We start from the raw sequence: 12,153 nt of genomic DNA, 5'->3' as shown, positions 1-12,153 counted from the left end.
ATCTTGGGCATTTCGGGGTATCTCTGGTGGCACAAACAGGTTTGCAGTTTGACCTTTCCACATCTCAGGGAAAGCTCATGGCTTCTGTGATGTCTGCATTAGCAGAGTTTGAGGGAGATTTACTACGTGAACGTGTGCGCTCTGGTGTAGCAGCGGCACAAGCGCGGGGCGTTGTGTTTGGTCGTCGTCCTGGTCAACGTACCAAGTCAGATCGTCTGGCACCTAAAGTGTTGGAGTTGGTGTCTGCTGGACACTCTTATCGACAAGTCGGTCGGCTGGTCAATCTAAGCAAAAATACCGTGTTGGATATCGTTAAAAGAAGTCGGAGTGAAAATCCTTAGCGTGCTATATTTTCCGTTTCCTGAGACGACCCCTAACTGAAGACATTGACGGTGGATGGGCTGCAATGGGAATTAAAACCTCTACAGAGTTCACAGCGGGTTGCAAGCGTTGGGTTGAGTTGAGGTTATCGGATTGGAAGTGGAGGGCTGCCATATGATTGCCATCTCTGACATAGCGTTTTAAGGTATTTTTCTAGGGCGTATTGATGTTTCAACGTATTAACAATCATACGAACAACCTCATTCTCTCAGGTCATTTTCTTCTTGCCGATGGGTGATTTTTCGCCGATAAGCACTTGGTGATACACCAAACCAGCGTTTAAACGCGCGCCGAAAATTAGCAGAGTCGTGGTAATTCAGTAAGCTGGCAATTGCCTCGACCGATATTTGAGGGTCATGTAAATAACTACTGGCTTTCTCAGATAAAATCCGATCTCGAATCAGCCGGTAACTCGTGTTCTCTTTGACCAGACGTCTGGCCAGCGTACGCTTATTCATAAACAAGGCTGCAGCCAGATCCTCTTCACTCAGTTGCCCGAGCGGATAGGACAGCATGGCTTTTTGCACTTGGTAGGTGGTGCTGTGTTGTTGGGTCTTGAGCCGGTTGAGGATCATTTCGCATTGTTGCATCGCCAGCAGATAGCTATCGTGCTGCGCGGATGCATTGGCAATCAAGCACAACTCGGTCGGCACTCGGATCGACAGTTGTGGCTGATCAAACTGATAGGTACCGGCAAGATAATCCGCGTAACAGGCATGATGATCGGGGGCGGGATGGCTAAACTGAATCACCGCCTCGGTCAGCGGTCGTCCAACAATAAATTCGGCACATTCCGAAAAAATCACCGCAACAGTTTCGGACAGTAGCCGATGTACTGCATGACTCAAGGTCTGCTCAAAGAAAATCAAGCAGGTCGTCCACTCAGCATTGGTGTGTGTTTCGAGCCTAATCAAACTCATACGGGTCGGCAAAAAAGTTTGAAACGCTTGTAACACGGCCAATAAGTTCGGGCTGCTATTGATTAAAAAGCCCATCGAGCCATGTGTTGACGGCGTGAGCCGCTGCCCTAAACGCAAGCCAAACTGATCGGATGCGGACAACTCCAAGCTATTTTGTAAGATTTGAATCTGTTGGCTGGCCGTGATCATCGTGTCGTCACGCATCAGTTGTTCAGCGGTCAGCGTGGTGAATTTTAATAGTTTAGGTAGGTCACGCGCCTGCAAGTCCAGCTCTCGGCCAATCAGACGGGTATAGCTACAGGGGATATTAGCAGATTCACTTGTACTGGCGAGACCAGTCAGCAGACTTGGATGCAACATGGCTCAAACACCTCAATAACAGACCAGTATGAAAGAACATCGACTAGAAAAATGCAATCGACGATGGGGCTACAGCGCCATAATCGTCTTTTAATGACCCTATATTGTCAACAAGAGACCTGTAAGCAGTATGGATACATGTCTATTATGAGTAAAGAGGGATGGCTATTTTCATCGGCGTCACCAGCAACCGTATACCACACAGGAGTAGTAATAATGGGTCAAATTACATTGATCGAGTATGACGGTACCGCCACCGTACTTGACATCGAAGCGGGCAAGTCGCTGATGCAACTGGCTATCGATCACGGCGTATCCGGCATTGATGGAGATTGCGGTGGCGAATGTGCTTGTGGAACCTGTCATGTGATCGTTGACGGTGCTTGGCTGGCGGCGACAGGACAGCCCAATGACGAAGAGGCGCGCATGCTAGAGATGGTACCAGAAGGTACGGCGTCGTCTCGTTTGGCGTGCCAGATTCAATTGTCCGATGCAATGGATGGCATGGTGGTGCATTTGCCTGAGTTTCAAATGTAGTGACGGCAGATTTCAACAGCTGTTAAGCATCATCATTGAGGAATGAATCATGAAAAACATGCAAGCCACACTAAACCAAATTTCAGCCCTGCTGCCGATACCCATGCATTTACAAGTGAAAGGCATGCAGGTGTTCCAAAAGGTCAAGCAACGGGTGACACAGGCGCAACCGTTCCCTGATTTTGTAGAAAAGCCAATCCCCGATGTTGCCACGCTCAAGCTCGAAGACATCGATATGAGCAATCCGTTTTTATATCGACAGCATCAATGGCAGTCATACTTTAAGCGGCTACGCGACGAGCGTCCTGTTCATTACCAAAAAAGCAGTCCATTCGGTGCATTTTGGTCGATTACCCGTTATGACGATATTGTGTTCGTGGACAAATCCCACGAGCTGTTTTCGGCGGAACCGGTGATTGTGATTGGCAAGCCGCCCGCCGGACTGGATGTGGAAATGTTTATTGCAATGGATCCGCCTAAGCACGATGTGCAGCGTCAAGCGGTACAAGGTGTGGTCGCACCGAAAAATTTAAAAGAAATGGAAGGGCTGATCCGCAGTCGGGTACAAGAGATTTTGGATGATTTGCCGCTCGATACGCCGTTTGATTGGGTGGAGCGGGTGTCCAAAGAAATCACCGCACGCATGCTGGCGACCTTGTTAGATTTTCCGTATGAACAGCGGCACAAGCTGGTGTACTGGTCTGATACGTTGGCGGGCAGCGCAGAAGCCACGGGCGGTGAGATTAGCGACAACGATGTGCTTTTTAATGCCGCCGCTGATATGGCCAAGCAGTTTGCCGCGCTGTGGCATGCCAAGGCGGCTCAGCAAGCGGCAGGTGAGCCGATGGGATTTGATTTGATTAGCTTAATGCTGAGCAATGACGATACCAAGGATTTGATTCACCGTCCGATGGAGTTTTTGGGCAATTTGGCCTTGCTGATTGTCGGTGGGAATGACACCACGCGGAACTCCATGACCGGCGGGGTATATGCGCTGAACCTGTTTCCTGAGCAGTTTGTCAAACTGAAAAACCAACCGAGCCTGATTCCAAATATGGTGTCCGAGATCATTCGCTGGCAGACCCCACTGGCGTATATGCGTCGCATCGCCAAGCAAGACATCGAGATGCACGGCCAAACCATCCGTAAGGGCGACAAGATCTTAATGTGGTATGCCTCGGGCAATCGTGACGAGCGGGTGATTGAACAGCCAGATGCGTTTTTGATTGATCGTAAAGGTGCACGCAATCATTTGTCATTTGGCTTTGGTGTGCATCGCTGTATGGGCAATCGCTTGGCCGAGATGCAGTTGCGGATTCTGTGGGAGGAGTTATTGCTTCGCTTCGACAATATTGAGGTATTGGGTGAGCCAGAGTTGGTGCAGTCTAACTTTGTGCGCGGCTATGCCAAGATGATGGTCAAACTGACTGCCAAAGCGTAGGTATCAAAATAGGCGACAGAGGCATTTTGCAACTGTCGTCGGCAACAATTGATGCTGTGCATCAACCATGAACTGAGTGAATTCATATGCAAACAATCGTCATCATTGGCGCAAGTCATGCTGCGGCGCAGTTGGCGGCAAGTCTGCGGCCAGATGGCTGGCAGGGCGAGATTGTGGTGATCGGCGATGAGCCGTATTTGCCGTATCATCGACCGCCGTTGTCCAAGACCTTTTTATGCGGTGCACAACTGGTCGATGAGTTATTGATTCGGCCAGCCGCTTTTTATCAAAAAAATCAGATCGAATTTCGGCACGGGCGGGTGGTTGCGATTGATCGGGCAGCGCGCAGCGTGACACTACAAGATGGCAGTACGCTTGCGTATGACCAGTTGGCGCTGTGTACCGGTGCACGAGTCAGGACGGTGTCGCTGGCTGGGTCTGATTTGGCAGGTGTGCATTATCTTAGAAATATCAGCGATGTACAGGCTATCCAGCCATTTGTACAACCCAACGGCAAAGCAGTGGTGATCGGTGGTGGCTATATCGGTCTTGAAACAGCCGCCGCATTGACCGAGCAGGGCATGCAGGTGGTGGTCTTGGAAGCCGCCGAGCGGATTTTGCAGCGGGTAACTGCACCGGAAGTGTCGGACTTTTATACGCGGATTCATCGCGAACAGGGTGTGACGATTCATACCGGTGTGTCGGTCACGGCGATCACGGGTGAGGGGCGGGCGCAAGCGGTGCTGTGTGCCGATGGTTCGATGTTCGATGCAGATCTGGTGATCATCGGGGTCGGGGTTGTACCGAATATCGAGTTGGCGCTGGACGCGGGCTTGCAGGTGGACAATGGTATTGTGATTGATGAGTATTGCCGTACCAGTGCGCCAGAGATTGTGGCCATCGGGGATTGTGCCAATGCGTTTAATCCGATTTATCAGCGGCGGATGCGCTTGGAGTCGGTACCAAACGCCAATGAACAGGCCAAAATTGCCTCGGCGACCTTGTGTGGCTTACAGCGGACCTCGAAGAGTTTGCCTTGGTTTTGGTCAGATCAGTATGATCTAAAGTTGCAGATTGCGGGACTCAGTCAGGGGTATGATCAGATCGTGATTCGGGGTGATGTGCAGCAAAGGCGTAGCTTTGCAGCGTTTTATTTGCAGGCGGGTCGCCTGATTGCGGCGGATTGTGTGAATCGTCCGCAGGAGTTTATGCTAAGCAAAAAGCTGATCACGGCTGGTACGGCGGTCGATCCACTGCGGTTGGCGGATGAGTCGATTGCGGTACAGGCGTTGATGGGGTAGCTTAAAACTACATCAGGCTAGATTTGCATTACGCTGATTCAGATGTTAATCAGAATGGCATCGATAGATACCTGTGAGAGCAAGTCAGGTGCAGCTTTGGCTTTGTGTAATTCACCACCCGTGATCGCAAACACGATGGGTAATCCATACCCATCTACGGCAAGATGGATCTTACTTGTCTTGCTACCTCGACTTAAGCCAATCGCCTCCTGATCGTGAGTTGCAGCACGTGCATTATGTTGATGTGCCTTGACGTAATTGCTATCCATAACCCCTACTCTATATCAGAGTCAGTAGATAAAACCCTGAGTATGCTTTGGAAAAAACCTTTTGCTGACCAGTCGTTGTATCTTTTGTAGAGATTAGGCTGCTGACCAAACTCAGTCAGGAGGTAGGTCTAGCCATGGACATTTCACCCACATTCTGTAGAGCATGGCTTCTACGGTGAGCCGTAAATTTGGTTTGTGATCAATGTCCTGTTGCTTGAGCATAGGAGAAATCTTTGCTCAATGTTGGTCGTTCAGCATAAAGCGTGGCATGGTGGACTCGGATGGGGAGAGCTTTAATTCTCTGAGTCTGCCTCCAATTTGCAATCAATATTTTCAAACGTCAACACACTCTAATGTAAAAAAACTAACATTAAAAAAACACCTCTGCCAAAAGGTCTGGTAGCTATATTCGATGTCAAAGATGATCTGGCTCACCTGCTGCGTTGTTAACTCATTCTATCAAATTTTGAGGACAGGCTTGACATTTGGTCAATCGACCAATATATATTCAAAATATGCATTTGGTCATTTGACCAATACCCGTTGAATTCTTGTGTGATATTTGCTGTGCCTGACCAAGGTGAAAAATATTGCTCAAGGTCAAATGTGATAGCAGGTTTACAGACATTCGATGCCTTTACAAGGAAACTCTCGCCATGACTCATATGATCAATATCCAGCCACGTAAGCCGCGGTTTGATTTAAGTGATGTTCCAGTTTTTTGGAACGACGGTGACCCGGTGTTAACACGCTTCTTTGATGCACTTTCTATTCACTTCCCCGATGGAGAGCGTTTTTTTATTCAGTCGGTGCGTAACTATCAGGATCTGGTCACAGATCCTAAACTGAGAGAAGATATCAAAAACTTTTTTCGCCAAGAAGCGCAACATGGCATTGTGCATGACCAGTATAATGCGGTGATGCAGTCGCAAGGCATTCATGTCGAAAAGGTCATCGCAAGATTCAAATTATTTATTCGGCTCTCCCAAAAACACCTGCCCGCCAAGTATCTGTTGGCCATGACAGCTGCCTTTGAACATATTACTGCTGTACTAGGCGAGGGTGCTATGGAGGGTGAGGGTGAGATGTTCAAGAATGCTCATCCCGCAATGCGTGCCATGTTCATGTGGCATGGGGTAGAAGAAGTCGAACACAAAACAGTAGCCTTTGATGTTTACGAAACAGCGGCAGGTGGGGGGTATTTCACCCGCGCATCTGCTTTGATTATCGGAACGCTACTGGTACATGCGGTGGTTGGCTCAGTTCTTTGGCATATGTTGAAAATTGACAAACTACAAGGTCAGCCATTGGTGCTTGCTAAGGGATTTTATCGCCTCTATGGACCACGTGGCCTGATTACCAGACTTATTCCACGCTATCTGGACTGGTTTAAGCCAGGTTTCCATCCTAGCGACACCGAAATCCCAGAAAAGGTTAATTCTTGGCTGGCTGAATGGGCGCTGTCGCGTGAAAATTCTTAACGGCGAAGTTGACATGGATGAACCGAATTGTCTGATGCCGGAGGAACGCAAGGCCCATTACGCATTGGCGTGCATCAGCCGGCCCTTGACTGCCGTTACGTTTGAAGTTGACCCCCCAAGCCCTATCACCCCCACCGGAGACATCTCATGAACACTCCCCTTGATAGCATTCGAAACATTTTACCTGGCCACCTCAAAAACCGTGTCGATGGCCTTATGGAAGCCGCCGACATTTTTGCATCGATGAAAAGCCCTAGTGTCATGCGCGCCATAGCGCCCTCTGCCGTGCGTGGGCTGCTTTTTAGTGTGGGCAAGCGTAGTGATACCACCGACATGCCGGCAGCCCATGCCGCACATTTCAACTGGGCCTACCCGCATGACCATCCTGAAATGCATGCGCTTTATGAGCGCGCCAAACGCGGCCAGTGGAATGGTTCTGATTTACCCTGGCATACCCCGGTGGATCCATTAAATCCCGACCTGCCCATCGCTCCCCTGGACCTTATTGACCTGAATGCTGCCACAGCACTGGGCATCAGGCTGGACAGCAAGGACCAGCCACGCATGGTGCACTCCATGTCCAGCTGGATGCTGTCCCAGTTTCTGCATGGTGAGCAGGGCGCCTTGCTGGCTGCCGCACAGGTGACCGAATCTGTAAGCTTTTTTGATGGAAAGCTCTATGGTTCCACTCAGGTTATGGATGAAGGCCGTCATGTCGAGGTTTTCCATCGCTATCTAACTGAAAAACTGGGCAAAATGTATCACATCAACGACAACCTGTTTGTCATTATCGATGCCTTGATGACAGATTCGCGCTGGGACCTGAAATTTCTTGGCATGCAGATCATGGTTGAGGGATTGGCACTGGGCGCCTTTGGCTTTTTGTATCAAAGCACCAAAGAACCGTTGCTCAAGGAATTGCTAAAATACGTGATTCAGGATGAAGCGCGGCACGTTCATTACGGGGTGCTGGCACTCAAAGAACACATCAATTACGGCATCTCCAAATCAGAACGGAATGAGCGCGAAGACTGGGCCTATGAAGTGGCACTTCTGATGCGTAACCGGTTTATGGCTTATGAAGTCTATGAAGAATGGTTTGACGGAACCAGCGTGAGCAGGGATCAATGGCGCCAACTGATCATGAACTCACCAGGCATGCAGCGTTTCCGCAAAACCATGTTTACCCGGCTGGTGCCAAATATCCGGGAAATTGGCCTGCTGTCTGACCGCATTCGCCCGCACTATGAAAAAGCAGGCCTGGGCATTTACTTTTCCGGTCAGGCCGCGCCGGAAGTGAGTGGCGAGCAAATGGTGCAAGAACTGGATCACGAAGCAGCGTAGTTTGTGCTTCTGCTAAAGCAACAGCCCTGATTTGAGCTGATTAGCAACTCGGGGCATTTTCATCCAAACACTTAAATACACGTAAACCACTGACTGGAAAATTTCATGGCAATCCTGACCACTATCCTAAAGGCAAAAGCACAGCTGGCTGCGCTTAAACTGGTTATCCGCATTGTGCCTGTCCCGCGTCCTCTTGTCCTGGTCGGCCCCGATTCGGCACTCAGGCTGTGCTCAACCATCTCCCATCTCGGGGTCAGTCATGTGCTGATTGTTACTGATCAAATCCTGTATGACTTGGGTTTGATCCAGCCGCTGGAGAAGGCGCTCAAACAGCATGGTATCCAGACCTCGGTGTTTTCCGGGGTTAGCCCTGACCCTACCATTCGTGTGGTTGAAGACGGGCTGTCAGTACTACAGTCGTCTCATTGCGACAGTGTGCTGGCCGTCGGTGGCGGCTCATCGATTGATGCAGCCAAGGTCATTGCCCTGGCAGCCACCAACAAAAAAACCCCACAAGAACTGATTGGCATATTCAAGGGCAGCAAGCGCTCACTACCCTTGTTTGTCATACCCACCACCGCAGGAACGGGATCGGAAGTCAGTATCGGCGCAGTACTTTCTGACAACCAGTCCCACCAGAAAGGATTGGTCATTGACCCGAAGCTGGTGCCGCTTGCTGCTGCGCTGGATCCAAAAATCATGCAGGGCATGCCACGTTCCGTGACGGCCGATACCGGCCTTGATGCCTTAACCCATGCACTGGAGGCCTGGGTCAGTGAATTTGCTTCGCCAGAAAGTGACTATTACGCGGGTGCAGCAATTCGCCTGATTTTTGAAAACCTGCCACTGGCCTGGCGTGATGGCAACAACCTGAATGCACGCGAAGCCATGGCCCTGGCCTCCCATTATGCAGGTCTGGCGCTAAATCAGGCAGGTCTTGGCTATATTCATGCCATTGCACACCAGCTCGGCGCCTACTATGGCATCCCCCATGGCCGCGCAAATGCAATTGTGATGCCGCATATCCTTGAGTTTAACCGCAAGGCATCACGCCAGCGCCTGGCAGCTTTGGCCCGGCAGACTGGCCTCGCTGAGGCCAGCGTTAGTGATGCAAAAGCAACTGACGCCCTTATCGCCCATGTCAAGGCACTGCTTGTTGAGTTAAACATTGATACGCGTATTCCCGGCATGAACAGCAGCGACTTTGAAGCCATGGCAAATGCTGCATTTGCCGAGGCGCATGGCACCTATGCCGTGCCGAAATACATGAGCCATTCCGAAGCAAAAAATCTTCTGGGTGCACTGACCGGCCGTTAACACAACTCATATCGCCTGCACTCTGCATCAGCCAGAGTTCCTGTACAGATTTATAACGCAGTGCTGACGAAGGCGGGTTTGACATTTGGTCAATTGACCAATATAGTGCTAATTTGAACTTGACCGAGCAGTCAGTCTGACTTTGGTTCAGACGGTAACTCATGACCTGTCTCGCCCCTGAGGGCAAAGCTGATAGCAGGTCTACGTCCGTTTAATCGCTTTAAAGGAGACCTTTACCATGACGCATCTAATGACTATTCAGCCGCGCAAGCCGCGGTTTGCCTTAAGTGACGTTCCCGTTTTCTGGAACGATGGCGATCCTGTTTTGACGCGTTTCTTTGACGCGCTTTCTATTCACTTCCCCGATGGCGAGCGGTTTTTTATTCAGTCGGTACGCAACTATGAAAATCAGGTCACCGATCCCACGCTCAGAGCAGATATCAAAAACTTTTTCCGTCAGGAAGCCCAACACGGTATCGTGCATGACCAGTATAATGCTGTGATGCAGGCGCAGGGCATTCATGTCGAAAAAGTCATATCCCGATTAAAGCTTTTTATTCAGGTATTCCAGAAACACCTGCCTGCCAAGTATCAGCTGGCCATGACAGCTGCCTTTGAACACATTACCGCCACACTGGGCGAAGGCTTTATGGACGATGAAGGTGAGATGTTCAAGAACGCCCATCCCGCCATGCGCGCCATGTACATGTGGCACGGTGTAGAAGAAGTCGAACACAAGGCGGTGGCCTTTGATGTGTATGAAAAAGCAGCAGGTGGTGGCTATTTCATACGCACGTCCGCCCTGATTGTAGGCACTGTGCTAGTGCATGCCGTTGTGGGCTCGGTGCTTTGGCATATGCTAAAGGTTGATAAAATGCAAGGTCAGCCCTTAGTGCTTGCCAAAGGGTTTTATCGGCTGTATGGGCCACGTGGCCTGATTACCAGACTTATTCCACGCTATCTGGACTGGTTTAAACCGGGCTTCCACCCTGCTGATACAGGTATCCCGGAAAAAGTCAGTGCCTGGCTGGCAGAATATGACAAGCATCAGGACCCCATGGAAGCTTCGCGAATTGTTTTTAACATTCCAATTGCGGCGGCAGCATAAAATAAGCAGAAGTGCTGGAAGATTTTACACGACTAAATCGAGTATTATATTGGTCTGATACCATAGTATGAGTGAAGCCGTGTTAAGTCGAGAATCTGCTCGAGTCGAGGTTACAGACCGCGAAAGAGTGCTCGCTGCCTCTGCCAGGCTGTTCCGGGAAAAGGGTTTTGAGCGTGCAAGCGTCCGAGAAATTGCAAGGGCTTGCGGCATTCTTCCCGGCAGCCTTCATTATCGCTATCGCAGTAAGGATGATATTCTGGTTGATATGATGCAGCTGGCCATTGAAAGAACTATCCACGGGATCATTGAAGCAACCTCAATGATCCAGGATCCTCTAAAAAAAATGAAATCGGCACTGCACGCCCATCTTAATGTACTCATGTCTGGTGATGATATGGTATATGTGCTTTTGTTTGAGTGGCGCTCGCTCCATGGTGCCGCACGTGAGCAGATGATCGCCGAACGAGACCGATACGAACAATATTGGCACGCCATCCTAAATGAGCTGAAGACTCAGGGTTTTATCCGTAAGGATGTGGATGTGGATCTGTTAAGGCTTATTGGCCTAGGCGCCATCAATTGGGCGGCCACCTGGTATAAGGACAATGGAAAGTACAATCTTGAACAAATCGCTGATGCCATATGGCAAATGATGACAAGAGGCATACTTAATATGGATTTTCACGACGAGGCAAAAAACCTGTGAAGAAACGGGATGTTCAAATTACCCATGCCATCGGGAGACATTGTGGCAGCTCTGCAATTCGTGACCTGCTTGAATTTAATGGGCTGACTATTTCTGAGGCCATGTGCCTTGGATTAGGTTCAGGGCTTGGGGTGACTTACCTGGAGCTAGCGGCGGATGCCCCTGTGCCATTTTTAGTGCATGTGCGTTCCCTGGGATTTGAAGCACGCGTATTTCAAAGCCTGGGCATACCTTTTGAATGGCAAACTTTCGATTCCCCCGAGTTGGCAGCCGTAGCGCTTGGCAACTGCCTGGATGCGGGACGCCCCACCCTGCTGCTGACAGATATTTTTTACCTGCCTTACTTTAACAGCACCACTCACTTTCCCGGTCACGCCATTGCGGCCTGGTCGAAAAACCCAGAGACGGGCGAGATTCTGGTTACTGACACTGAGCGCCCTGATGTGCTGTCCGTGAGCGAACAGGCTCTCACGCGCGCGCGATTTTCTACGCAGCCGCCGTTTATTCATCATGGCAACATGTTCACCCCGAACGCATTTCAAGGGCACATTACGCCCGAGATAATCACCCAGGTCATCCGTGACAATGCCAGCTCATTAGCCACAGGGGGTCTATCGGCCCTGCAAACCTGGCTAGATGACCTTGGGCGCTGGGGCAGCACAGGTGACTGGCACTGGACCACCCGCTTTGCCTATCAGGTCATCGAGAAGCGTGGAACAGGTGGCGGCGGGTTCCGGAAAATGTATGCCGAGTTCCTTGATGAGGCGATTCACTATAACGCCGGTGTACAGCAGCAGCAGTTGCCGTTGTTAATGCGGGCTTGTGAAAAAACATGGACTGCTTTAGCCATGTGCCTGAAATCGGCTTCTGAAAGCCCGGACTTTCCGCATGCTGCCATTGAAGCGGCAATTTTTGCGGTCATGCAGACAGAGCGCAATTATGTAGATGCCGCCCTTGCACTCTGAAACGTGCCGTTAATTTTTTTGTA

At 50.3% G+C, this 12,153-nt stretch carries 13 protein-coding genes; 11 read left to right on the top strand and 2 right to left on the bottom strand.

Annotated elements, in window-relative coordinates:
* The first annotated feature begins 26 nt into the window (after window positions 1–26).
* Complete coding sequence (locus Q337_RS0113400; RefSeq protein WP_000079429.1) at window positions 27–341, top strand: recombinase family protein; 315 nt, start codon at window positions 27–29, stop codon at window positions 339–341.
* A gap of 240 nt (window positions 342–581) precedes the next feature.
* Here Q337_RS0113400 and Q337_RS0113395 read toward each other — a convergent pair whose 3' ends face one another.
* Complete coding sequence (locus Q337_RS0113395) at window positions 582–1,661, bottom strand: AraC family transcriptional regulator (protein WP_004658508.1); 1,080 nt, start codon at window positions 1,659–1,661, stop codon at window positions 582–584.
* Window positions 1,662–1,877: 216 nt separating this feature from the next.
* Between Q337_RS0113395 and Q337_RS0113390 the strand changes: the two genes are divergently transcribed.
* The 3 genes from Q337_RS0113390 (at window position 1,878) to Q337_RS0113380 (ending at window position 4,940) form a co-directional block, all read left to right on the top strand.
* Window positions 1,878–2,198, top strand: coding sequence for a 2Fe-2S iron-sulfur cluster-binding protein (locus Q337_RS0113390; protein ID WP_004658513.1), 321 nt, complete (start codon window positions 1,878–1,880; stop codon window positions 2,196–2,198).
* A 58-nt stretch (window positions 2,199–2,256) separates the two neighbouring features.
* Entirely contained in the window at window positions 2,257–3,639 is a 1,383-nt protein-coding gene (locus Q337_RS0113385; protein WP_009516417.1) for a cytochrome P450, read from the top strand.
* Between the two features lie 86 nt (window positions 3,640–3,725).
* Window positions 3,726–4,940 carry an NAD(P)/FAD-dependent oxidoreductase gene (locus Q337_RS0113380; RefSeq protein WP_001193555.1) on the top strand — a complete coding sequence of 405 codons (1,215 nt, stop codon included), beginning with the start codon at window positions 3,726–3,728 and terminating at the stop codon, window positions 4,938–4,940.
* A 38-nt stretch (window positions 4,941–4,978) separates the two neighbouring features.
* Here Q337_RS0113380 and Q337_RS0113375 read toward each other — a convergent pair whose 3' ends face one another.
* On the bottom strand, window positions 4,979–5,209 hold the full coding sequence (locus Q337_RS0113375; protein WP_004656998.1) for an IS5 family transposase: 231 nt from the start codon (window positions 5,207–5,209) through the stop codon (window positions 4,979–4,981).
* 656 nt (window positions 5,210–5,865) lie between these two features.
* Between Q337_RS0113375 and Q337_RS17815 the strand changes: the two genes are divergently transcribed.
* The 7 genes from Q337_RS17815 to Q337_RS0113340 all read left to right on the top strand — a co-directional run bounded on the left by Q337_RS17815 (window position 5,866) and on the right by Q337_RS0113340 (window position 12,130).
* Window positions 5,866–6,690, top strand: a complete 825-nt coding sequence (locus Q337_RS17815) for a metal-dependent hydrolase (protein ID WP_051526887.1) — start codon at window positions 5,866–5,868, stop codon at window positions 6,688–6,690.
* A 13-nt stretch (window positions 6,691–6,703) separates the two neighbouring features.
* The gene (locus tag Q337_RS19390; RefSeq protein WP_407636784.1) at window positions 6,704–6,841 is read left to right on the top strand and encodes a hypothetical protein; all 138 of its coding nucleotides are present in this window, start codon (window positions 6,704–6,706) and stop codon (window positions 6,839–6,841) included.
* The gene (locus tag Q337_RS0113360; RefSeq protein WP_051526886.1) at window positions 6,838–8,034 is read left to right on the top strand and encodes a ferritin-like domain-containing protein; all 1,197 of its coding nucleotides are present in this window, start codon (window positions 6,838–6,840) and stop codon (window positions 8,032–8,034) included. The genes Q337_RS19390 and Q337_RS0113360 overlap by 4 nt, the downstream gene beginning before the upstream one ends.
* A gap of 105 nt (window positions 8,035–8,139) precedes the next feature.
* Window positions 8,140–9,351, top strand: a complete 1,212-nt coding sequence (locus tag Q337_RS0113355) for an iron-containing alcohol dehydrogenase (protein WP_026472017.1) — start codon at window positions 8,140–8,142, stop codon at window positions 9,349–9,351.
* A 238-nt stretch (window positions 9,352–9,589) separates the two neighbouring features.
* A complete protein-coding gene (locus Q337_RS0113350; RefSeq protein ID WP_026472016.1) occupies window positions 9,590–10,459 on the top strand; it encodes a metal-dependent hydrolase in 870 nt (289 codons plus the stop codon).
* Between the two features lie 67 nt (window positions 10,460–10,526).
* Window positions 10,527–11,165 (top strand): TetR/AcrR family transcriptional regulator, encoded by a 639-nt coding sequence (locus Q337_RS0113345; RefSeq protein ID WP_228133138.1) that lies wholly within the window; start codon window positions 10,527–10,529, stop codon window positions 11,163–11,165.
* Window positions 11,162–12,130: a BtrH N-terminal domain-containing protein gene (locus tag Q337_RS0113340; protein ID WP_026472014.1), complete on the top strand. Its 969-nt coding sequence runs from the start codon at window positions 11,162–11,164 to the stop codon at window positions 12,128–12,130. Before Q337_RS0113345 ends, Q337_RS0113340 begins: the two co-directional genes overlap by 4 nt.
* Window positions 12,131–12,153 lie beyond the last annotated feature (23 nt).

Source organism: Alkanindiges illinoisensis DSM 15370 (genome assembly GCF_000619845.1).
GTDB classification, from domain to species: domain Bacteria; phylum Pseudomonadota; class Gammaproteobacteria; order Pseudomonadales; family Moraxellaceae; genus Alkanindiges; species Alkanindiges illinoisensis.
The sequence above is the reverse complement of the archived record's forward strand: the minus strand, read 5'-3'. Positions and strand labels throughout refer to the sequence as shown.